The 22,626-nt window shown below is 73.5% G+C and carries 21 protein-coding genes, 1 rRNA gene and 1 pseudogene; 3 read left to right on the plus strand and 20 right to left on the minus strand.

All coding sequences use genetic code 11. The features are described 5' to 3' along the window. Positions 1-306: 306 nt before the first annotated feature. From ACU610_RS13790 to ACU610_RS13830, 9 genes are all read right to left on the minus strand, one after another. Positions 307-1,831, minus strand: a 16S ribosomal RNA gene (locus ACU610_RS13790). A 500-nt stretch (positions 1,832-2,331) separates the two neighbouring features. After that, a complete protein-coding gene (dapB, locus tag ACU610_RS13795; RefSeq protein WP_446768282.1) occupies positions 2,332-3,138 on the minus strand; it encodes a 4-hydroxy-tetrahydrodipicolinate reductase in 807 nt (268 codons plus the stop codon). 45 nt (positions 3,139-3,183) lie between these two features. After that, a complete protein-coding gene (locus tag ACU610_RS13800) occupies positions 3,184-3,552 on the minus strand; it encodes a VanZ family protein (RefSeq protein ID WP_446768283.1) in 369 nt (122 codons plus the stop codon). Further along, positions 3,552-4,925, minus strand: coding sequence for a M16 family metallopeptidase (locus ACU610_RS13805; RefSeq protein WP_446768284.1), 1,374 nt, complete (start codon positions 4,923-4,925; stop codon positions 3,552-3,554). Before ACU610_RS13805 ends, ACU610_RS13800 begins: the two co-directional genes overlap by 1 nt. 79 nt (positions 4,926-5,004) lie before the next feature. Then, positions 5,005-7,281 (minus strand): polyribonucleotide nucleotidyltransferase, encoded by a 2,277-nt coding sequence (locus ACU610_RS13810; protein ID WP_446768285.1) that lies wholly within the window; start codon positions 7,279-7,281, stop codon positions 5,005-5,007. 241 nt (positions 7,282-7,522) lie between these two features. After that, positions 7,523-7,792, minus strand: coding sequence for a 30S ribosomal protein S15 (rpsO, locus tag ACU610_RS13815; RefSeq protein WP_072920360.1), 270 nt, complete (start codon positions 7,790-7,792; stop codon positions 7,523-7,525). 246 nt (positions 7,793-8,038) lie between these two features. After that, the gene (locus ACU610_RS13820; protein ID WP_446768286.1) at positions 8,039-9,016 is read right to left on the minus strand and encodes a bifunctional riboflavin kinase/FAD synthetase; all 978 of its coding nucleotides are present in this window, start codon (positions 9,014-9,016) and stop codon (positions 8,039-8,041) included. 19 nt (positions 9,017-9,035) lie between these two features. Then, complete coding sequence (locus tag ACU610_RS13825; protein ID WP_446768287.1) at positions 9,036-10,175, minus strand: branched-chain amino acid aminotransferase; 1,140 nt, start codon at positions 10,173-10,175, stop codon at positions 9,036-9,038. A gap of 110 nt (positions 10,176-10,285) precedes the next feature. After that, positions 10,286-10,609, minus strand: a complete 324-nt coding sequence (locus ACU610_RS13830; protein WP_446768288.1) for an antibiotic biosynthesis monooxygenase family protein — start codon at positions 10,607-10,609, stop codon at positions 10,286-10,288. A 78-nt stretch (positions 10,610-10,687) separates the two neighbouring features. Between ACU610_RS13830 and ACU610_RS13835 the strand changes: the two genes are divergently transcribed. Next, positions 10,688-11,368, plus strand: a complete 681-nt coding sequence (locus ACU610_RS13835) for an HAD family hydrolase (RefSeq protein WP_446768289.1) — start codon at positions 10,688-10,690, stop codon at positions 11,366-11,368. 108 nt (positions 11,369-11,476) lie between these two features. On the opposite strand, the gene truB is transcribed toward ACU610_RS13835, so the two are convergent. From truB to rimP, 11 genes and pseudogenes are all read right to left on the minus strand, one after another. Further along, positions 11,477-12,391: a tRNA pseudouridine(55) synthase TruB gene (gene truB / locus ACU610_RS13840; RefSeq protein ID WP_446768290.1), complete on the minus strand. Its 915-nt coding sequence runs from the start codon at positions 12,389-12,391 to the stop codon at positions 11,477-11,479. Next, positions 12,388-13,671 (minus strand): MATE family efflux transporter, encoded by a 1,284-nt coding sequence (locus ACU610_RS13845; RefSeq protein ID WP_446768291.1) that lies wholly within the window; start codon positions 13,669-13,671, stop codon positions 12,388-12,390. Before ACU610_RS13845 ends, truB begins: the two co-directional genes overlap by 4 nt. A gap of 107 nt (positions 13,672-13,778) precedes the next feature. Further along, positions 13,779-14,780 (minus strand): DHH family phosphoesterase, encoded by a 1,002-nt coding sequence (locus ACU610_RS13850; RefSeq protein ID WP_446768292.1) that lies wholly within the window; start codon positions 14,778-14,780, stop codon positions 13,779-13,781. After that, complete coding sequence (locus ACU610_RS13855; RefSeq protein WP_446768293.1) at positions 14,777-15,019, minus strand: hypothetical protein; 243 nt, start codon at positions 15,017-15,019, stop codon at positions 14,777-14,779. Before ACU610_RS13855 ends, ACU610_RS13850 begins: the two co-directional genes overlap by 4 nt. Continuing rightward, on the minus strand, positions 15,016-15,531 hold the full coding sequence (rbfA, locus tag ACU610_RS13860; RefSeq protein ID WP_446768294.1) for a 30S ribosome-binding factor RbfA: 516 nt from the start codon (positions 15,529-15,531) through the stop codon (positions 15,016-15,018). Before rbfA ends, ACU610_RS13855 begins: the two co-directional genes overlap by 4 nt. Before the next feature lie 164 nt (positions 15,532-15,695). After that, positions 15,696-15,995, minus strand: a complete 300-nt coding sequence (locus ACU610_RS13865; protein WP_446768295.1) for a DUF503 domain-containing protein — start codon at positions 15,993-15,995, stop codon at positions 15,696-15,698. 121 nt (positions 15,996-16,116) lie between these two features. Then, positions 16,117-17,949, minus strand: a complete 1,833-nt coding sequence (gene infB / locus ACU610_RS13870) for a translation initiation factor IF-2 (RefSeq protein WP_446770724.1) — start codon at positions 17,947-17,949, stop codon at positions 16,117-16,119. A gap of 1,059 nt (positions 17,950-19,008) precedes the next feature. Beyond that, positions 19,009-19,149: pseudogene (locus ACU610_RS13875) on the minus strand (translation initiation factor IF-2 N-terminal domain-containing protein); the annotation flags it as partial. A gap of 95 nt (positions 19,150-19,244) precedes the next feature. Continuing rightward, positions 19,245-19,637 (minus strand): YlxR family protein, encoded by a 393-nt coding sequence (locus ACU610_RS13880; protein WP_446768296.1) that lies wholly within the window; start codon positions 19,635-19,637, stop codon positions 19,245-19,247. Positions 19,638-19,645: 8 nt separating this feature from the next. Next, a complete protein-coding gene (nusA, locus tag ACU610_RS13885) occupies positions 19,646-20,779 on the minus strand; it encodes a transcription termination factor NusA (RefSeq protein ID WP_446768297.1) in 1,134 nt (377 codons plus the stop codon). Beyond that, complete coding sequence (gene rimP, locus ACU610_RS13890) at positions 20,776-21,381, minus strand: ribosome maturation factor RimP (protein WP_446768298.1); 606 nt, start codon at positions 21,379-21,381, stop codon at positions 20,776-20,778. The genes nusA and rimP overlap by 4 nt, the downstream gene beginning before the upstream one ends. Positions 21,382-21,600: 219 nt before the next feature. On the opposite strand from rimP, the gene ACU610_RS13895 reads away from it, so the two are divergent. Beyond that, positions 21,601-22,080: a hypothetical protein gene (locus tag ACU610_RS13895; protein ID WP_446768299.1), complete on the plus strand. Its 480-nt coding sequence runs from the start codon at positions 21,601-21,603 to the stop codon at positions 22,078-22,080. Positions 22,081-22,095: 15 nt separating this feature from the next. Continuing rightward, a complete protein-coding gene (locus tag ACU610_RS13900; protein ID WP_446768300.1) occupies positions 22,096-22,551 on the plus strand; it encodes a ferritin-like domain-containing protein in 456 nt (151 codons plus the stop codon). The last annotated feature ends 75 nt before the right edge of the window (positions 22,552-22,626 follow it).

Raw genomic sequence — 22,626 nt, forward strand, 5'->3', positions numbered from 1 at the left:
CCCGACCGAGACAACCCACCCCCACCCCGACCCGAGCGCACGGCGCCCGACCCGACCCAGGGGTCCGCTCCCTCAGGACCCAACAGCGTGCCTACGACCGGCCCTCCCGCGGTCCGCCCCGTTCCACACGGCCCCTCCAGGGGGAACCGCCGTACTGGGAGCAGCCACCGGCTGCCGGCCGAACTGGTCAGCGTTCCACCCTCGAGCACTGCCCCGAACACCCGCGGCCCTCCGGAAGCGGAGAACCATCACGGTCCGAGCACAGCTCTGCACCACCACGCGCACGTGGCGGCCGGTGCTCCTTAGAAAGGAGGTGATCCAGCCGCACCTTCCGGTACGGCTACCTTGTTACGACTTCGTCCCAATCGCCGATCCCGCCTTCGACGGCTCCCTCCCACACGGGGTTGGGCCACCGGCTTCGGGCGTTACCGACTTTCGTGACGTGACGGGCGGTGTGTACAAGGCCCGGGAACGTATTCACCGCAGCGTTGCTGATCTGCGATTACTAGCGACTCCAACTTCATGGGGTCGAGTTGCAGACCCCAATCCGAACTGAGACCGGCTTTTTGGGATTCGCTCCACCTCGCGGTATCGCAGCCCTTTGTACCGGCCATTGTAGCATGTTTGCAGCCCTAGACATAAGGGGCATGATGATTTGACGTCATCCCCACCTTCCTCCGAGTTGACCCCGGCAGTCTCCCATGAGTCCCCACCATCACGTGCTGGCAACATGGAACGAGGGTTGCGCTCGTTGCGGGACTTAACCCAACATCTCACGACACGAGCTGACGACAACCATGCACCACCTGTGCACGACCCCGAAGGACACGACATCTCTGCCGCTTTTCCGTGCATGTCAAGCCTAGGTAAGGTTCTTCGCGTTGCATCGAATTAAGCAACATGCTCCGCCGCTTGTGCGGGCCCCCGTCAATTCCTTTGAGTTTTAGCCTTGCGGCCGTACTCCCCAGGCGGGGCGCTTAATGCGTTAGCTGCGGCACGGAGACCGTGGAATGGCCCCCACACCTAGCGCCCAACGTTTACGGCGTGGACTACCAGGGTATCTAATCCTGTTCGCTCCCCACGCTTTCGCTCCTCAGCGTCAGTTGGTGCCCAGAGACCCGCCTTCGCCACCGGTGTTCCTCCTGATATCTGCGCATTTCACCGCTACACCAGGAATTCCAGTCTCCCCTGCACCACTCGAGTCGGCCCGTATCGACTGCAGGCCCGGAGTTGAGCTCCGGGTTTTCACAGCCGACGCGACCAACCGCCTACGAGCTCTTTACGCCCAATAATTCCGGACAACGCTTGCACCCTACGTATTACCGCGGCTGCTGGCACGTAGTTGGCCGGTGCTTCTTCTGCAGGTACCGTCACCGTGAGGCTTCGTCCCTGCTGAAAGAGGTTTACAACCCGAAGGCCGTCATCCCCCACGCGGCGTCGCTGCGTCAGGCTTCCGCCCATTGCGCAATATTCCCCACTGCTGCCTCCCGTAGGAGTCTGGGCCGTGTCTCAGTCCCAGTGTGGCCGGTCACCCTCTCAGGCCGGCTACCCGTCGTCGCCTTGGTAGGCCACTACCCCACCAACAAGCTGATAGGCCGCGGGCCCATCCTCGGCCGGAAACCCTTTTCACCACCGACCATGCGGCCAGCGGTGCCCATCCGGTATTAGCCCCAATTTCTTGGAGTTATCCCAGAGCCGAGGGCAGGTTGCCCACGTGTTACTCACCCGTTCGCCACTGAACCCACCACCGAAGCGATGAGCCCCGTTCGACTTGCATGTGTTAAGCACGCCGCCAGCGTTCGTCCTGAGCCAGGATCAAACTCTCCGTAGATGCCTGAAACCCGGCCGAGAACCGAGAACCGGACGCTCTCGATCAATCTCAACCCAAAGAAACCCACAAAGGGGTTGATACTATGGCACTGACTTTCGGCACGCTGTTGAGTTCTCAAGGAGCGGACGCGCAGCGACTCGACCCTCTCGGGCTTCGTCTCTGGCGGCTTGTCCTACTGTACGCCGTCTGCGGAGTCCTGCACCCCGGGGGTGCTTTCCGCGGCCCTCCCGGGCCCGTCCGGCGCGTAGACGACCATACACGACTGTCGGGGCGGGCGCGCAAGTCGGTCGAGAGCGTCCCCCGTCACAGGTGGCCCCGCCCGGAGCCGGCGAGGGTGGGGAGGACGGGCGGCCCCGCCGCAGGGTCCCGCCGCGAACCTGTCGAGGTCCTGGGACGGGCACCCGCCAGAGGCCCGCCGGCCTCGTCCCGGTCGCGCCCGAACGTGCGGAGGACGGGGAGGACGAGGGGCCTCACCCGAGCGGGGGGAGGGGGCGGTCCTCTCAGAGGCCCAGGAAGCCCTCGATGCCGACCGTCAGACCGGGGTGCCGGCCGATCTCCCGGACGGCGAGGAGGACACCGGGCATGAACGACGCCCGGTCGTAGGAGTCGTGCCGGAGGGTCAGGGTCTCCCCCGCCGCCCCCATGAGCACCTCCTGGTGCGCGACCAGGCCGGTCAGCCGGACGGCGTGCACCGGGATGCCCTCGACGTCGGCACCCCGGGCGCCGGGGAGGGAGTCGGTGGTGGCGTCCGGTGAGGCGGGGAGGCCGGCCGCCCGACGGGCGGCGGCGACCAGGCGGGCGGTCCGCACCGCCGTGCCCGACGGCGCGTCGACCTTCTTCGGGTGGTGCAGCTCGATGATCTCCGTGGATGGGAAGAAGCGCGCCGCCTCCTGGGCGAAGCGCATGAGCAGTACGGCGCCGATGCCGAAGTTGGGGGCGATGACCACACCGACGTCCGGCTTGGGCTCGAGCCACGCGGCGACGGTAGCGAGCTTCTCGTCGTCGAACCCGGTCGTGCCGACGACGCAGTGGATGTTGTTGTCGATGCAGAACCGGATGTTGTCCATGACGACGTCCGGCCGGGTGAAGTCGACGACCACCTGGGCGCCGGCGTTCGCCACGTCGAACAGCCAGTCCCCCGCGTCGACCATGGCGACGAGCTCGAGGTCCTCGGCTGCGTTGACCGCCTTGACCACCTCGGTGCCCATCCGCCCGCGGGCGCCCAGGACGCCGACGGGGATGAGCGAGGTCTCGCTGGTGGGGCCGGTGGAGCCGTGCTGGTCGGGGGCGGCGGAGCTCGTGGTCACCGGGCCAGGTTTCCCGGCACCGGCACGCGATGCAAGACAGCCCCGTCAGTGCCGGGCGCGCCGTCCGAACCAGGCCCACGCCAGCAGACCGGCGAGGACGCCGACGACGTCGGCGACCCAGTCGACCACCGACGCCGACCGCTCCAGCGCCGACAGCCCCTGGACCACCTCGCTGACCGCGGCGTAGACGACGAGGAGGACGGCGAGGACCCCGGCGCGGGCACCGGCCCACCTGCCGCTGCCGGCCAGCGCGGCGAACAGCAGCAGGTGCACCAGCTTGTCGACCCCTGGTGGTGAGGAGGGGACGTCGTCCGCGGGGGCGAAGAGCACGGCCAGCGAGACCAGGACGACGACGGCGAACACGCCGCGCGAGAGCGTGCCGTGGACGGCGAGGACGGGGTGCGGTCGGGTCATCAGAGCCGGTCGAGGTCCGACTCGCGGTAGGGACCCACGACGGCCAGGCACGTCTCCCGGGTGAGCAGCTCGGCGGCGACCTGGCGGACCTGGTCCTCGTCGACGCCGTCCAGCCGCGCGAGCACCTCCCGCACGGGGAGGTACTCCCCGTAGGAGAGCTCGCTCTTACCCAGCCTGCTCATGCGCGAGCCGGTGTCCTCCAGGCCGAGGACCAGGCCGCCCTTGAGCTGCCCACGCCCCCGCGCCACCTCCTCGGCGGTCAGCCCGTCGACGGCCACGCGGGCGAGCTCCTCGCGGACCAGCCGCAGGACCTCCGGCACCCGCTTGGGCGAGCAGCCCGCGTACACCGAGAACGACCCGGTGCCGGCGTAGTGCGACAGCGACGAGCCGACGCTGTACACCAGCCCGCGCTTCTCCCGGATCTCCTGGAACAGCCGCGAGCTCATGCCCCCACCGACGGCGGCCTCCATGACCGCCGCCGCGTAGCGTCGCTCGTCGAGCCGGCCGAGCCCCACCGAGCCGAGCAGCAGGTGGGTCTGCTCCGTGCGACGCCGCACCAACCCGGTCGGCCGGGCGGGACTGGTCGCCGCCCCCTCCTCACCACGGCGCAGCGGCGCCGGACGCGCCGGCCCCGACAGCCGGGAGCCGAAGGCCGCGGTGACCAGGTCCAGCACCTGCTGGTGCTCCACCCGGCCCGCGGCCGACACCACGATCGAGGGGACGGTGTAGCGCCTGCGGTACCAGCCGTCGACGTCGTCCCGGGTCAGGGCCTCGATGGACTCCACCGTGCCCAGCACCGACCGGCCCAGGGCGGTACCCCCGAACAACGTCTCGGCGAAGAGGTCGTGCACCAGGTCGGAGGGCTCGTCGTCGCGCATGGCGATCTCCTCGAGCACCACCGTCCGCTCGCTCTCCAGGTCCGCGGCCGTGTTGAGCGCATCGGTGACCAGGTCGCCGAGCAGGGTGACGGCCAGTGGCAGGTCACTGGCCAGCACGTTGGCGTAGTAGCAGGTGTGCTCCTTGGCGGTGAAGGCGTTCATCTCACCGCCGACGGCGTCCATGGCCGTCGCGATCTCCAGCGCGCTGCGGCTGCCGGTCCCCTTGAACAGCAGGTGCTCGAGGAAGTGCGAGGAGCCCGCGACGGCATCGGTCTCGTCCCGCGAGCCGACGCCGACCCAGATGCCCACGGTCGCCGACAGGACTCCGGGCATCGTCTCGGTCAGCACCCGCAGGCCACCGGGCAGTTCGGTGCGCTCGACCCGGCCGCCGAACTCGTCGACGTCCAGGACGACGGTCTCGCCGACACCGGCCGGGGCCGGGACGGGCGCGGTGGCGTCCGTCCCGGCCCCGGTCAGCGCCTGCATCCGGTTCATGGGCACGTGTCTCCCTCGCTGGCGCTCGTCGGACACGTGCCCAGTGGTGCTCTGCCCTCGCACGACCTCGCGAGCTCGGTCATGCCTCCGCGGGCGCGGCGGTCTCGGCGTTGCCGGCCGGCGCGGCCTCGGCAGCGCCGTCACCCTCGGCCGCGACGGGCACCAGGCTGATCTTGCCGCGGGCGTCGATGTCGGTGATCTCGACCTGCAGCTTGTCGCCGACGTTGACGACGTCCTCGACCTTGCCGATCCGCTTGCCGCCACCCAGCTTGCTGATGTGCACGAGACCGTCCTTGCCCGGGAGCAGGGAGACGAAGGCGCCGAAGGGAGTGGTCTTGACGACCGTGCCGAGGAAGCGCTCCCCGACCTTGGGCATCTGCGGGTTGGCGATGGCGTTGATCCGGTCCACCGCCGCCTGGGCCGAGGGGCCGTCGGAGGCGCCGACGTAGATCGTGCCGTCGTCCTCGATGGTGATGTCCGCGCCGGTCTCGTCCTGGATGGCGTTGATCATCTGACCCTTGGGGCCGATGACCGCGCCGATCTTGTCGACCGGGATGCGCACCGTGGTCACCCGCGGGGCGTACGGGCTCATCTCGTCAGGGGCGTCGATGGCCTCGTTCATCACGTCGAGGATGTGCAGCCGGGCGGCGCGGGCCTGGGTCAGCGCCTGGGCCAGCACGTCGGACGGGATGCCGTCGAGCTTGGTGTCCAGCTGTAGCGCGGTGACGAGGTCCCGCGTGCCGGCGACCTTGAAGTCCATGTCACCGAAGGCGTCCTCGGCGCCGAGGATGTCGGTCAGCGCGACGTACTCGGTCTTGCCGTCGACCTCGTCGGACACCAGGCCCATGGCGATGCCGGCGACCGGGGCGCGCAGCGGCACACCGGCGTTGAGCAGCGCCAGGGTCGAGGCGCAGACCGAGCCCATGGACGTCGAGCCGTTGGAGCCCAGCGCCTCCGACACCTGCCGGATCGCGTAGGGGAACTCCTCGCGGTCGGGCAGCACCGGGATCAGTGCCCGCTCGGCGAGCGCGCCGTGGCCGATCTCCCGGCGCTTGGGCGAGCCCACGCGACCGGTCTCACCCGTGGAGTAGGGCGGGAAGTTGTAGTTGTGCATGTAGCGCTTGCGGGTCACCGGCGAGAGCGTGTCCAGCTGCTGCTCCATGCGGAGCATGTTCAGCGTGGTGACGCCGAGGATCTGGGTCTCGCCGCGCTCGAACAGCGCCGAGCCGTGCACCCGCGGGATGACCTCGACTTCGGCCGAGAGCGGGCGGATGTCGGTGAGGCCACGGCCGTCGATGCGGACCTTGTCCCGCAGGATCCGCTGCCGGACGACCTTCTTGGTCACCGCGCGGAAGGCCGCGGAGACCTCCTTCTCGCGGCCCTCGAACTGGCCGGCGAGCGCGGCGACGGTCTCGTCCTTGAGCTCGTCGGTGGCGTCGTTGCGCTCCTGCTTGCCGGCGATCGCCTGGACCTCGGCCAACCGGGCAGCGGCGTGCGACTCCACGGCCGCGTAGACGTCGTCCTGGTATTCCAGGAACCGCGGGAAGTCCGCGACCGGCTTGGCGGCCTTCTCGGCCAGCGCCGCCTGCGCGTCGCACAGCGCCTTGATGAAGGGCTTGGCGGCCTCGAGGCCCTGGGCGACGACCTCCTCGGTCGGGGCGGTGGCGCCGCCGGCGACCAGCTCGATCGTCTTCTCGGTCGCCTCGGCCTCGACCATCATGATCGCGACGTCGCCGTCCGGGAGGACGCGGCCGGCCACGACCATGTCGAAGACGGCGTCCTCGAGCTCGGCGTTGGTCGGGAAGGCCACCCACTGGCCGTTCACCAGCGCGACGCGGGTGCCGCCGACCGGGCCGGAGAAGGGCAGGCCCGAGAGCTGGGTCGACGCCGAGGCGCCGTTGATGGCCAGCACGTCGTAGAGGTGGTCGGGGTCCAGCGACAGGACGGTGATGACCACCTGGACCTCGTTGCGCAGGCCCTTGGCGAAGGTCGGGCGCAGCGGACGGTCGATGAGCCGGCAGGTGAGGATCGCGTCCTCGGAGGGTCGGCCCTCGCGGCGGAAGAACGAACCGGGGATGCGCCCGGCGGCGTACATGCGCTCCTCGACGTCCACCGTCAGCGGGAAGAAGTCGAAGTGCTCCTTGGGCTGCTTGCCGGCCGTGGTGGCCGACAGCAGCATCGTGTCGCCCATGCTGACGACGACGGAGCCGGCGGCCTGCTTGGCCAGGCGGCCGGTCTCGAAGGTGACGGTGCGGCTGCCGAAGCTGCCGTTGTCGATGACCGCGGTGGCGGTGGTGACCCCGTCCTCGGGGTCGAACTCCGCGGCGGTGCTGTGCTGGGTGGTGGGTGCGGACACGGTGTCCTCTTCCTACGTCGCATGCGGCGACGTCCTCTTGTGGCGTCTGCGCCGAACTGCGCCCGGGTGACCGGTCTTCGATCGAAGCCCACGGGAGACGTTCCCCCTCGCGCGGAGGGGCATGCCCGGGGGCCACTACCGAGGACCGACCAGCGTCGGACCTCCGGCGCGCTGCCTGGGCCCGTGCGGCGGGTGCCGCACGAGAGAGGGGACCGTCCCGGCCGGGACGGTCCCCTCTGGTTTACCGGCGCAGGCCGAGCCGCTCGATGAGCGACCGGTACCGGTTGATGTCGGTCTTGGCCAGGTAGTTCAGCAGCCGGCGACGACGACCGACCAGCAGGAGCAGCCCCCGCCGGCTGTGGTGGTCGTGCTTGTGCTGCTTGAGGTGCTCGGTCAGGTCGCTGATCCGGCGGGTCAGCATCGCGACCTGCACCTCGGGAGAACCGGTGTCCTTCTCGACCGTGGCGTACTCGGTCATGATCTGCTGCTTCGTCGCGCTGTCGAGCGCCATGGATCGCCTCCGGAGGCAGGTCACGTGTGGCCCCCGGTCTCTGTCACGGGGGCAGGCTGCACACAGGTCGGGTCGACCGACCATCGATCAGGCTACCCCACCGTCCGTCGTCCTCCGGACGACACCGCGGCCAGGAGCCGTCCCCCACCGCCGATGAGCCGCTGCCCGTGTCCTCGGCGGGAGGCCTCCGGCCCCCGCGCCGAGTCCACCCCGGCGGCGTGCCATCCCCGACCGGTCGCGCCGCGATCAGGACGACGACTGCGGGGTGACCCCGAGGACCGTGCGCGTCTCGGCGACGTCGCGGTCCATCTGGGCGACCAGTTCGTCGACGCCGGAGAAGGCGGACATCGGACGCAGCCGCTGCACGAACTCCACCCCGACGTGCTCGCCGTACAGGTCGCCGTCGAAGTCGAGCAGGTACGCCTCGACCGTGCGCCTGCTGCCCTGGAACGTGGGGTTCGTGCCCACCGAGATCGCCGCCGGCGAGGTGCTCACGCTGGCCCCGGTACGCGGGTCGAGGATGACCACACTCCCGGCGTAGACGCCGTCGGCCGGGATCGCGGTGAACGGCGGGGACTCCACGTTCGCCGTCGGGTAGCCCAGCTCGCGGCCACGCCGGTCCCCGCGGACGACGACGCCCTCGATGCGGTGCGGCCGGCCCAGGGCCCGCGCGGCCGACACCATGTCCCCGGCCGCGACGCACGCCCGGACGTAGGTCGAGGAGATGGTGATCTCGCCGTCCGCCGAGGAGTCACCGGCCAGCGGGACCGGCTCCACGGTGAACCCGAAACGCCGCCCCTCCTGCGCGAGCGTCGTGACGTTGCCGGCCGCCCGGTGGCCGTAGGTGAAGTTCTCCCCCACCACCACCGAGGCGGCGTGCAGGTGCTCCACCAGCACGGTGTGGGTGAACGTCTCGGGCGAGAGGCGCATGAACTCCGGGGTGAACGGCAGGACGCACATCTCGTCCACGCCCAGTTCGGCGACCAGCTCGGCCTTGCGGTCCAGCGAGGTGAGGATCGCCGGGTGCGAGCCCGGCCGCACGACCTCGGAGGGATGCGGGTCGAAGGTGAGCAGCAGGCAGGGCCGGCCCAGCGCGTGGGCCCGCGCCACGGCGGTGCCGATCAGCTTCTGGTGACCGCGGTGGACGCCGTCGTACATGCCGACGGTGACCACCGTGCGTCCCAGGTCCCCGGGGGTCGCCTCCAGCCCCCGCCACCGGCGCACGTCGATGCGTCCGAGCCGCTCAGGCGACCCGGTGCAGCCAGCCGTGGGTGTCGGGCACCCGACCGTGCTGGATGTCGAGCAGGTGTTCGCGCAGCCGCATGGTCAGCGGCCCGGGCTCGCCGTTGCCGACGGTGAAGTCGCCGGTGCGCGCCTTGACCTCGCCGACCGGTGTGATGACCGCGGCGGTGCCGCAGGCGAAGGTCTCGGTGACCGTGCCGTCGGCGACGCCGGAGCGCCACTCCTCCACGCTGAAGCGCCGCTCGGTGACCCGGTGCCCCATCTCGCGGGCGACGGTGATCAACGAGTCGCGGGTGATGCCGGGCAGCAGGGTGCCGGTGAGCTCGGGGGTGACCAGCTCGGCGTCGTCCCCGGAGCCGAGGACGAAGAACAGGTTCATCCCGCCCATCTCCTCGACGTAGCGCTTCTCGACCGCGTCGAGCCAGACGACCTGGTCGCAGCCGGCGTCGATCGCCTGCTCCTGGGCCAGCAGGCTGGCCGCGTAGTTGCCGGCGCACTTGACGTCGCCGGTGCCGCCGGGCGCGGCCCGGATGTAGTCCTCGGACAGGTACACCGAGACCGGGTGCACACCGCGGGGGAAGTAGGCGCCGGCCGGGCTGGCGATCACCAGGAACAGGTACTCGTGCGCCGGGCGGACGCCGAGGAACGGCTCGGTCGCCAGCTGGTAGGGGCGCAGGTAGAGGGTCTGGTCGGGACCGGTGGGCACCCAGTCGCGGTCGGCGTCGACGAGGGCGTCGACGGCGGCGAGGAAGGCCTCCTCGGGGACCGGCGGCATGGCCAGCCGCTTGGCGCCGCGGACGAAGCGGGCGGCGTTGGCCTCGGGACGGAAGGTGGCGACGCTGCCGTCGGGCTGGGCGTAGGCCTTGAGCCCCTCGAAGATCGACTGCGCGTAGTGCAGGGCGGCGGTGGCCGGGTCCACCTGCAACGGCGCGTAGGAGGTCAGCCGGGCGTCGTACCAACCCTCGCCGACGCGGTAGCGCGCCACGAACATCGAGTCGGTGAAGTAGCGACCGAAGCCCGGGTCGGCCAGCAGCTCGTTGCGCTCCGCGGCGGGGCGGCGCCGCACGTCCTCCACGACCACCGGCACGCCCTCGGTGAACACCCGGGAAGTGGTACGGCTGTCGGCGAGCGTGTCGGTCATGGCTCCCACCTGCGGCGTGCGCGGATCCGAGGGGCGGTCCGGCGGCTGCCGGACCGCCCGCCCACCCTAGCTCCGCCGCCGACCGCACCGGCGAGGACCGCCGTGGGCGGTCACGGTCGGTCGGGTGCCGCGCTCTCGATCACCTCGTAGGACCACAGGTGGGAGGAGGCGCTGGCCGCCGGCGCGAGCTCGGACCCGCCGCCCTCGTGGGCGCGGGCGAAGTCCTGACCGGACTCCCACGCCCGGTACGCCTCCTCGCTCTCCCAGCGGGTGTAGACGAGGTACTGGTCGGTGCCCTCCAGGGGGCGCAGGAGCTCGAACCACTCGAAGCCCGGGGTGTTCTCGACGGCACCGGCGCGGCCCTTGAAGCGCTCCTCGAAGCGCTCCTGCTTGTCCTTGGGCACGGTGATCGCGTTGATCTTGACGACGCTCATGGACGCCCCCTTCCCGGCGGGGCGGCCGGTCAATCCCGCGACCCTGCGGGCCCGTCGGGCCGGGGTGAGGATGGCGCGATGACCTCGGCTCCGCGGCCCGGCGTCCTCCTCGACGTCGACGGCACGCTGCTGGACACGAACTACCTCCAGGTCCTCGCCTGGTGGCGCGCCTTCCGCGACACCGGCCACCCGGAGGTGTCGATGGCCGACTGCCACCGCGCCATCGGCATCGCCAGCACGGAGCTGGTCGCGCACCTGCTGGGGGACGACGTCCCCGATGCGGAGGAGATCTCCGCAGCGAAGGACGAGCGGTACCAGCCCCTGCGGGAGCTGGTGGACGCCTTCCCCCGGGTGGACGAGCTGCTCACGGCCTGCCGGGAGCGGGGCCTGGCCGTGGTGCTGGCGACCAGCGGCAAGGAGTCCGACCTGGAGTGGATGGTGCCGGCCATCGGCGGCGAGGACGTCGTCGACGGCGCCACCACGTCCGCCGACGTCGACTCGGCCAAGCCCGCACCCGACCTGCTGCAGACCGCCGTCACCGACAACGGCCTGGACGCCGCGCGCACGGTCGCGGTCGGCGACACGGTGTGGGACGTGCGGTCGGCGCGGGACGCCGACCTGCCCTGCATCGCGCTCACCTGCGGCGGCATCTCCCGGGCCGAGCTGGAGGACGCCGGCGCCGACGAGGTCTACGACGACCCGGCCGACCTGCTCGCGCACCTCGACGACTCGCTCATCGGCCGGATCGCGCGCGGCTGAGGGAGGACCCCCGTGCCCCCGCTCGGCCCCCTGCAGGGCCCCGCCGCGAGCCTGCGAGCGGTGGGTAGCAGGGGGTCCTTCCGCCTGCACGGGAGCCGTTCCAGTACCTCACCCGGGCGGGAAGCCGACCGCGACGCGGGCGGTGGCGCCGGCGTCCTCGACCAGGGCGACCAGCCGGTCCGCGCCGTCCACCGCGGCGTACAGGCCGGGGCAGCCGGTGGCGGGGATCCGCTGCCCGTACCCGAGGGCGCGCGCCTCCTCGTCGGTCAGCGTGCGCACCGGGAAGACGGCACGGGCGGCTGCGGTGAGACCGAGCACGCCCGGCCCCCCGCCGGCCGCCAGTGCCCGCCCCGCCTCCTCGACCGGCGCGGCCTCCGCCACCGTGAACGGGCCGGAGGCGGTGCGGCGCAGCGCGGTGAGGTGCCCACCCACACCGAGCACGGCGCCGGCGTCGCGCGCGATGGCACGGACGTAGGTGCCGGCGGTGCAGGCGATGGTCACGTCGACGTCCACCAGGTCCGGCGTGGGGCGGGTGACCCGGTGGACGACCAGCCGGTGGACGGTCACCGCCCGCGGCTCCAGCACCACCTCCTCGCCGGCGCGCACCCGGTCGTAGGAGCGGCGGCCGGCGACCTTGACCGCGCTCACCGACGAGGGCACCTGCAGCAGCCGGCCGGTCTGCGCGCCCAGGGCGGCGGTGACGGCGTCGTCGTCCAGGTGCCCGGCCGGGGTGGTGACGAGGACCTCGCCCTCGCGGTCGTCGGTGACGGTGGTCTGGCCGAGCCGGATGGTCGCCTCGTAGGTCTTGTCGTGCCCCCCGACGTACCCGAGCAGCCGGGTGGCCGTCCCGACCCCGAGGACCAGCAGGCCGGTGGCCATCGGGTCCAGCGTGCCGGCGTGTCCGACCTTCCGGACCGAGAGCACCCGCCGGGCGCGGGCCACGACGTCGTGCGAGGTCATGCCGCCCGGCTTGTCGACCAGCAGCAGGCCCGGAGGGACGTCGGCGTCCTTGCGTCTGCTCACGCCGTCACCGTCTCAGGCGCCTGCAGCCAGCGATCACCCGCCACCCGGACGAGCACGCCGACCAGCCGGAGCGTGATGAACAGGGTGAGGCCGGTCCACACGCCGGCCAGCCCCCACCCCAGCGGGACGGCGAGCAGCGACAGCGGGACGAAGCCGACGAGCGCCGCGCCGATCGTCACCGTGCGCAGGTAGCCGACGTCACCGGCGCCCATCAGCACGCCGTCCAGGGCGAACACGACACCGGCCAGCGGCTGCATGGCGGCGAGGAACCACCAGGCCACGGTCGCCTGCGCCACGACCGCGGGGTCGTCGGTGAACAGCGGCAGCACCACCGGTCGCAGCGCGAGGAGCGCGGCCGCGACCACCACGCCGGTGCCCAGGCCCCAGAGGGTGACCCGTCGCGCGGTCTCGCGGGCGGCGTCCGGACGAGCCGCGCCGAGGGCCTGGCCCACCAGGGTCTGCGCGGCGATGGCGTAGGCGTCGAGCACCAGGGCGAGGAAGAAGAACAGCTGGATGGCGATCTGGTGCGCGCCGAGCTCGGCGGTGCCGGCGCGGGCGACCACGCCGGTCGCCACGAGGAAGGACACCTGCAGCACGGCGGCCCGCAGCAGCAGGTCGCGGCCGATGACCAGCTGCGCCCGGAGCGCCGCGAGGCGGGGCCGCCGGGCGACGCCCTCGCGCAGCAGCGACCGGACGAAGAGGGTGGCGGTGAGCGTCTGCCCGGCGACGTTGGCGACCGCCGAGCCGACCAGCCCCAGTCCCGCGGCGTGCACGAGCAGGGGGCAGAGCACCAGGCTGGCGAGGCTGCCGGCCAGGACGTAGCGCATGGGGCGGCGCAGCTCCTGCACGCCACGCAGCCAGCCGTTGCCGGCCAGGGAGACCAGCAACAGCGGCACGCCGAGAGAGGCCACGCGCAGCCAGCTCTCCCCCGCCACGGCCACCGGTCCGTCGCTGCCGGCGAGCAGCCGGGTGAGCGGGCCGGCGAGCAGCTGGAACAGCACGAGCACCGCCAGGCCGAGCGCCAGCGCCAGCCAGGTGGCCTGCACGCCCTCGGCGACCGCACCGGCCCGGTCACCGGCGCCGGCGCGGCGGGCAGCGCGGGCGGTGGTGCCGTAGGCGAGGAAGTTCAGCAGCGCGGCCGCCCACGCCAGCAGCCCGCCACCGACGGCGAGCCCGCCGAGCGCGACCGTGCCCAGGTTCCCGACGACGGCGGTGTCGACCAGCAGGTACAGCGGCTCCGCGGCGAGCACGACCAACGCAGGCGCGGCCAGGGCCAGCACCCCGGGCGCCCGTCGTCGCTCCGTGGCGAGATCGGCGATCTCCCTCGGTTGTGGGGCCGGATCCGTACGAGATCGGCGATCTCGCCGGGAGGAGGACGGGCGCGACATCACCCGGCGAGCAGGGCCCGGACGCTCCGGATGGTGGCCTCGCGGTCCTCGTAGGAGGTGAAGCCGGCGGCGGCGCGGTGGCCGCCACCGCCCAGCGCCATGGCCACGCGAGCGACGTCCGTGGCGCCGCGGGAGCGCAGCGACACCGACCAGGAGCCGTCGTCCTGGCCCTTGAGCACGCAGGCCACATCGGCCTCCTGGGTGGACCGGACGACGTCCACCAGCGCCTCGAGCTGCTCGCCGGGCAGGCCGTGCTCGGCGGCCTCCGCCGTGCTGGACCAGGTCCACACCAGGCCCGCGCCGACCTCGGCCTCCAGCACGGCGCGGCCGGCGACGACCGAGAGCAGCCCCAGCCAGCCGAACGGAGCGGTGTCGAACAGCCGCTGGCTGATGGCGGCGTGGTCGATGCCGGCCGCCAGCAGCCGGCCGGCGAGGTCGTGGGTGTCGGGGCGGGTGTTGGCGAACCGGAAGGAGCCGGTGTCGGCGGTGAGCCCGGCGTAGAGGCAGGTGGCCAGCCGCGCGTCGAGGGCGACGCCGAGCCCGTCGAGCAGGTCGGCGACGAGGACGACGGTCGCCGGTGCGACCGGGTCGACGACGCGGACGTCGCCGAAGCCGGGGTTGCTCGCGTGGTGGTCGACGACCACGGAGGTGGCCGCGCCGTCCAGCAGTGCGGCCAGCTCACCGAGCCGGGCCGGCGAGGCGGCGTCGAGGCTGACGAACACGTCGGGGGACGCGGGTACCGCCGAGGAGGGCACGAGCCCCCCGGCCCCGGGCATCCACGCCAGCGACGCCGGCAGGGTGAACGGGTCGGGGAACGTGGCCAGCACCCGGGCGCCGCGGCGCCGCAGGCCCTCGGCGAGGGCCAGCGTGCTGCCGAGGGCGTCGGCGTCGGGCTGCACGTGCCCGGAGAGGACGACGGTGGCCCGGGCCGCGGCCGCCTCGGCGAGAACGGCGGCGGCCCGGTCGATCAGGTCCGTGCCGCGCGGGAGGGAGATCGTCACGACGCCGGGCCGGGGTCGGCGACCGGGGGCGCGTTCTCCTCCTCGGTCACCAGCCCGCCGCCGACCGGGTAGCCCCCGCCGTCGTCGGGCTCGTCGGAGGCGATGCTCGGTGCCTCGCCGATCTCGCCCCGCTTGCCGCCCCGGGTGGGGTCGCCGGCGTCGGGCTCGGGGCGGCCGCCCAGCTCCGAGCGGCCCTGCCCCTCGTCCGGCAGGTTCGGGTCCGGGTCGCTCTCGCTCATGAGACGCTCCTGCGCTGGGTGGGCTCGTCGGCCATGTCATCGGCAGTCCCGCCGTCCGACCGGTCCTCGGCGGCGTCGTCCTCGTCGTCGTCCTCGGGGGGACGGCGGTAGGGGTCGGCGTCGCCGGCGTACCTCGCGCCGACGCGGATGCGGGCGAGCTCGGCGTCGGCGTGCCGCACCCGCTCGAGCGCGGCATCGAGTTCGCGCGCGGTGTCGGGCACGTGGTCGGCGACGAAGGTGAGCGTGGGCACGAACTTGACACCCGTCTGCCTGCCGACGGTCGAGCGCAGCACGCCGGTGGCCGACGCGAGGGCCTTGGCGGAGTCCTCGACCTGGGTCGGGTCACCGTAGACGGTGTAGAAGACGGTCGCCTCACGCAGGTCGCTGGTCACGCGGGCGTCGGTGACGGTCACCATGCCCAGCCGCGGGTCCTTGACCTGCGTCTCGATCGCGGCGGAGACGATCTGGCGGATGCGCACCGCGAGCTTGCGGGCGCGGGCCGGGTCGGCCATCGGACCTCCTGGTGCTGGGCGCCCCGCGAGCGCGGGGCGGGTGGTACGAGTCGGCCGGGACTCGGCCGGGAGCGGCCCCTGCAGGGCCCGCCGCGGCCCCGTCACGGGTCCCCGGCCCCTGCAGGGTCCCGCCGCGAGCCTGCGAGCCGTGGGGGCAGGGGTCCTCAGTCGGTGTCGCTGAACAACTGCCGGTGCGTCGAGAGCAGCGTCACCTCCGGCCGGTCGGCCAGCAACCGCTCGCAGGCGTCGAGGACGTCGGTCACCTGAGCGACGTCCCCGGCCACCGTGGCCACCCCGACCTGCACGCGGCGGTGCAGGTCCTGGTCACCGACCTCGGCGGCGGCCACGGCGTACCGGCGTCGCAGCTCGGCCACGATCGGCCGGACCACGGACCGCTTCCCCTTGAGCGAGTGGACGTCGCCCAGCAGCAGGTCGGCGGTGAGCGTGCCGGTGAACACGCTCACCGCCTCCTCGCTGCCGGGCGGAGCCGGTCCCGCACCCCACGGCGCGGGACCGGCTCCTGGCCCCCTTGCCGAGCCCCGCCACGAGCTCGCGAGTGGTGAGGAGGCAAGGGGGTCCTCCTGCTTACGCGCGCGGCTTCTCGCGCATCTCGAAGGTCTCGATGACGTCCTCGACCTTGATGTCGTTGAACGACCCGAGACCGATACCGCACTCGTAGCCCTCGCGGACCTCGGTCACGTCGTCCTTGAAGCGACGGAGCGACTCGACGGTGAGGTTGTCGGCGACGACCACGCCGTCACGGACCAGCCGGGCCCTGGAGTTCCGGGTGATCGTGCCGCTGCGGACGATGGAGCCGGCGACATTGCCGATGCGCGGCACCCGGAAGACCTCGCGGACCTCCGCCGTGCCGAGCCCGACCTCCTCGAACTCCGGCTTGAGCATGCCCTTGAGGGCCGCCTCGATCTCCTCGATCGCCTGGTAGATGACCGAGTAGTACCGGACGTCGATGCCCTCGCGGTTGGCCAGCTCGGTGGCCTGACCCTCGGCCCGGACGTTGAAGCCCAGGACGATGACGTCGTCGGCCAGCGCCAGGTCGATGTCGCTCTTGGTGATCGACCCGACGCCGCGGTGGATGACCCGCAGCGAGACGTCGTCGCTCACCTCGATCTTCATCAGCGCGTCCTCGAGCGCCTCCACGGTGCCCGAGTTGTCGCCCTTGATGATCAGGTTGAGCTGACGGTTCTCCTTGAGCGCAGCGTCGAGGTCCTCCAGGCTGATCCGCTTGCGCATCGACGCGTTCTGCGCGTTGCGGATGCGGGCCTGGCGGCGGTCGGCGATCTGCCGGGCGACGCGGTCCTCCTCGACGACGAGGAACGTGTCGCCGGCGCGGGGCACGGAGGTGAGCCCGACGACCTGCACCGGACGCGCGGGCAGCGCCTCCTTGAGCTTGTTGCCGTGCTCGTCGAGCAGCGACCGGACCCGCCCGTAGGCGTCGCCGGCCACGATCGAGTCGCCCTGGCGCAGCGTGCCGCGCTGGACCAGCACCGTGGCGACGGGGCCACGGCCCTTGTCCAGCTTGCCCTCGATGACGACGCCCTGCGGGTCCATCTGGGTGTTGGCCCGGAGGTCCAGCGAGGCATCGGCGGTCAGCAGGATCGCGGTCAGCAGGTCCTCGATGCCCTGGCGGGTGGTCGCGGAGACGTCGACGAACATGGTGTCGCCGCCGTACTCCTCGGCCACCAGCCCGTACTCGGTGAGCTGCTGGCGGATCTTGGCGGGGTTGGCCCCCTCCTTGTCGATCTTGTTGACCGCGACCACGATCGGCACCTCGGCGGCCTGGGCGTGGTTGAGCGCCTCGACCGTCTGCGGCATGACGCCGTCGTCGGCGGCCACGACCAGGACGACGATGTCGGTCACCTTCGCGCCGCGGGCACGCATCGCGGTGAACGACTCGTGACCCGGGGTGTCGATGAAGGTGATCGGGCGCTCCTCACCCTCCAGCTCGGTGGTGATCTGGTAGGCGCCGATGTGCTGGGTGATGCCGCCGGCCTCCCGCGCCACCACGTTGGTGTTGCGGATGGCGTCCAGCAGCTTGGTCTTGCCGTGGTCGACGTGACCCATGACGGTCACCACCGGCGGGCGGGCCTCCCAGTCCTCCTCGTCACCCTCGTCGCCGAAGGTGAGGTCGAAGGTCTCGAGCAGCTCGCGGTCCTCGTCCTCGGGGCTGACGACCTGGATGTCCCAGTCGATTTCTGCGCCGAGCAGCTGCAGCGTCTCGTCGTTGACCGACTGGGTCGCGGTGACCATCTCACCGAGGTGGAACAGGGCGGTGACCAGCGCGGCCGGCTGGGCGCCGATCTTCTCGGCGAGGTCGGTCAGCGAGGCACCGCGCGGCAGCCGGACGGTCTGCCCGTTGCCCCGCGGCAGGCTGACGCCGCCCATGCTGGGCGCCGCCATGGAGTCGAACTCCTGACGCCGCTGCTTCTTGCTCTTGCGCCCACGGACCGGGCCACGCCCGCCGGGACGACCGAAGGCGCCCGCGGTGCCCGCACCGGAGCCGCCACGAGCACGGCCGCGGCCACCGCCGCCACCGCGGAAACCGCCGCCGGCGGGAGCGCCACCGCCACCGCCACCGGGGCCACCGCCACCGGGACGGAAGCCGCCGCCACCGCCACCGGGACCACCCCCGGGACGGCCACGACCGGCAGGCGCACCGGGACGGCCGGCACCAGCCGGCCGCGGCGGCATATTGCCGGGCGACGGACGCGACGGCATCATGCCGGGGTTCGGCCGTGGACCGCCGGGACCGGCCGCCGGGCGCGGACCGCCGGCACCGGGACCCGGACGCGGGCCACCGGCCGCCGGGCGCGGACCGCCGGCACCGGGACCCGGACGGGGACCGCCGGGGCCGGCCGGACCGGGCCGCGGGCCGCCGGCTCCGGGACCCGGACGCGGGCCACCGGCGGGGCCGGGACGCGGCGCACCGCCGGCCGGAGCCGGACGGGGAGCGCTGCTGAAGGGGTTGTTACCGGGGCGCGGAGCCGGGCGCGGGCCCGGTCGCGGACCGGCACCCGGGGCGGCCGGACGCGGGCCCGGGGTGGGGCCACCGGCCGGAGCGGGGCGCGGGGCACCCGCCGGACGCGGGCCGCTGGGCGCCGCGGGCGGCTGCTGGGTCGGCGCGCTGGCCGCCGGGGCCTGGGGCTGCGGAGCGGTCGGCCGCGGACCGGGGACGGGCGCACTGGGACGGGCCGCACCCGGGCGCGGGCCCGGGGCCGGAGCGCCGGGGGCGCGGGTCGCCGGCGACTGCGGCGTGGGGGCCGGAGCCGGAGCGGGGGCCGCAGGAGCGGCCGGCGCGGCCGGAGCCGGAGCGGGAGCCGCAGGAGCGGCCGGCGCGGCCGGAGCCGCGGCGGCCGGGGCCTGCGCGGGACGCGGACCCGGGCGCGGGGCGGGCCTCGGAGCGGCCGCCTGGCCACCACCGTTGCCGCCGTTGGAACCGGACGCGACGAAGGCCTCCCGGAGCCGCCGGGCCACAGGGGCCTCGACGGTGGAGGAAGCGGACTTCACGAACTCGCCCTGCTCCTTGAGCTTGGCGAGCACGGTCTTGCTGTCGACACCGAACTCCTTGGCGAGTTCGTGTACGCGGGCTTTGCCTGGCACGGATCTCCTCTGTATGAGGCCGGCGGCTGGCCCGCGCGACCTCGTCGTCAGTACTGCATGGTGGGGCGGCTCATCGTGGGGACTTCACGGCTTGCTCATCCGACGACGTCCTGCTCTCGACGTGCGGACCCGCCGGGTGCGGGTCCGTCTGTGTTGGTGCGGTTGTCGTTCGTGCGTCCTCGCCCGTCCGGGACCCGCTCCCCGGGGGGCGCCACAGGCGCGCCGAGGACGTGCTCCCGGAGCGGACCGGCCTCCACCGGGGAGCCGCCGCCTCCGGGGAGGCGCAGCGCCCGGGGGAAGGCCCGGCGTCGCTCCGCTGCGTGCAGGCACTCCGAGGTGGGGTGCAGCGAGGCACCCCGGCCGGGGAGCCTCCGTCGGGGGTCGGGGACGAGCGCCCCGTCCCGCGCGACGACGCGCAGCAGGTCGGTGACCGGAGCGCGCTTCCGGCAGCCCACACAGGTGCGCACCGGGATCGACGTTTCGGCCACCCTGCACTCTAGCGCGCTGAGGGCCCCGGGTGTTCCGGGCTCCGGCCACCGGGCACCCGACCGGGACGTGCGCCCGCGCTCGGACCCCCGGGGCGGCCGCCGCGAGCGGCAGGCGCCCCCGAGCGCAGCGGCGCGCGGCCGACGCCCGGTGAGGGGGTGGCGTCGTCGAGCTGGGCGTCGCTGCGGATGTCGATCCGGCAACCGGTCAGCCGCGCGGCCAGGCGGGCGTTCTGGCCCTCCTTGCCGATCGCCAGCGACAGCTGGTAATCGGGGACGACGACCCGCACGGCCTTCGCCTGGCGGTCGACGAGCTGGGCGCTGGAGACCCGCGCCGGGCTCAGCGCCGAGGCGACGAAGGTCGCGGGGTCGTCGGACCAGTCGACGATGTCGATCTTCTCGCCGTGCAGCTCGCTCATGACGTTGCGCACCCGCTGCCCCATCGGGCCGATGCAGGCGCCCTTGGCGTTGAGCCCGGGCACCGAGGTGCGGACGGCGATCTTCGAGCGGTGCCCGGCCTCGCGCGCGACCGCGACGATCTCGACGCTGCCGTCGGCGATCTCGGGGACCTCGAGGGCGAAGAGCTTGCGGACCAGGTTCGGGTGGGTCCGCGAGACGGTCACCTGCGGACCGCGGTAGGTGCGCGCGACCGACACCACGTAGGCCCTCAGCCGGCTGCCGTGGGGGTAGCTCTCCCCCGGCACCTGCTCGGCCGCGGGCAGCACCGCCTCGACCTTGCCGATGTCGACGAGCACCGTGCCGCTGGCGTTGCGCCGCTGGTCTGCCTGCACGATGCCGCTGACGATGTCGCCCTCCTTGCCCGCGTACTCGCCGAAGGTCTGCTCGTGCTCGGCGTCGCGCAGCCGCTGGACGATGACCTGCTTGGCGGTGCTGGCCGCGATGCGGCCGAAGTCCTGCGGGGTGTCGTCCCACTCGCGGACGACCGCGCCGTCCGGCCCGAGCTCCTGGGCGAGCACCGCGACCTCGCCGGTCTTGCGGTCGACGTGCACCCGCACGTGCTTGCTCGCGCCGTCGGCGTGCCGGTACGCGGTCACCAGGGCCGTCTCGATCGCCTCGATGACGGTGTCGGCCGGGATGCCCTTCTCCCGCTCGACCGCCTTGAGGGCGGTCACGTCGATGTTCACTGTCCTCCTCCGTCGTCGTCGTCCGCGGGATCCGGCTGCGCCGTGGGGTCCTCGGGCTCTGCACCCACCTCGTCCTCGCCCGCCCGCCCGCGGCCGAACTCGACCTGCACCCGCCCGGCGCCCAACTCCTGCCAGGGCACCTGCCGGCGGGTGGGCGGCCGCTTCTTCGCCCCGGGCTTGCCCTTCGCCTCCACCGCGAGGGTCACCCCGTCGCCGTCGACCTCCAGCACCCGCGCGGTCACCTGCTCGGCCGAGCCCGCGGGCCCCACGGGAACGGTGACCAGCCGTCCGGTGTTCCGTCGCCAGTGCCGCGGCTCGGTCAGCGGCCGGTCGACTCCGGGGCTGGTGACCTCCAGCACGTACGGGGCACTGCCGAACCCGCCGTCGTGCTCGTCGAGGGCGGTGGACACCGCGCGGCTGACCTCCGCGACGTCGTCGAGGGTGACGCCGGCGTCCCGGTCGACCACGACGCGGACGATGCTGCGCCGGCCGGCGGGGGTGACGACCAGCTCCTCGAGGTCGTAGCCGGCGGCCTCGACGACCGGCGCGACCAGCCCGGCCAGCCGGGTGGCGACGGGGTCGGTGCGGGGGGCGGCGGACACGGCTCCCTCCCTCTCCTGGGCTCGGACGGCGGCACGCGCACGGTGGTCCGGAGCCGGTGTCCCGGCCGCCGGGGGGACGGCGGACACGCCGTCGGCCCGGAACCGGGCAGAGGGTCAGGCTACCGCTCCGCCGGGGGGCCCGAGACCGGGCGGCCGGGCGGGGACCCGCTCGCCGTGTGCTCCCGGCCCGGCGGAGGCGGGGCTGAGAGGATGGAGGTGATGGCCTCCCTCGCTCCCCCCGCCACCGCGGGCTTCCCCCGGCGCGCCTTCCTCGCGGCCTCGGCCGGGCTCGCGCTGCTGGCCGCCGGCTGCACCGCGGGCTCGGACGCCCCGGCGGTGAGCACCGAGGAGGCCGACCGGCTGGCCGAGCAGGTCGCCGTCCAGGAGGCGGTGGTCGCGGCCTACGCCGCCGCGACCACCGCCGATCCCGCCCTGGCCCTCAGCGACCTGACCGCGCAGGCCGGCGAGCAGCTCGACCGGCTGCGCGCCGCCGCGCCGTCCTCGACCGCGTCGCCGGCCGCCTCCTCCTCCGCACCGCCGTCCCCGCCGCCCGGGGACGTGCGCACCTGGCTGCGGGAGCAGGTGGCCGGCGCGGCCGCCTCCCACGCCGCGGCCTGCGCCCGGCAGACCGGCGCGCGCGCGGCCCTGCTCGGAGCGGTCGCCGCGGGGCTGCGCGGCCACGAGGCGGCACTGGCGTGAGCGGAGGACGGGCACGTGGCTGACGACGGCGTCCTGGACGAGGGCACCGAGACCGCGGCGCTGCGCGAGGTGCTGGCCGCCGAGCACGCCGCCGTGTGGGGGTACGGCTCGGTGGGCGCGGCACTGCCGCCGGACGCCCGCGCGCCCGCGGTGGCCGGCGACCTGGCGCACCGGGACGTCCGCGACCGGCTGGTGGCGCTGCTGGACTCCCGCGGCGCCGACCCGGTGCCCCGCGGGGCCGGCTACACCCTGCCCTTCCCGGTCCTGTCCGCGGTGGACGCCGCCGCGCTGGCCGTCGTCCTCGAGGAGGGCGTGTCCGCGGCCTGGGTGCGGCTGCTGGACCAGGCGACCGAGCCGTCGGTGCGCGAGCTCGCGGTCGAGGAGCTGGGTGCCGCCGAGGTGCGCGCCGTCGGGTGGCGCACCGCCGCCGGCCGGACGCCGGTCACCAGCGCGCTCCCCGGCCTGTCCTGAGGAAGGACCCCGTCCTCCTCGTGGAGGACTCCCTTGCCCCCGCCACTCGCAGGCTCGCGGCGGGCCCCTGCAAGG

It is taken from the genome of Geodermatophilus sp. URMC 61 (assembly GCF_052931555.1).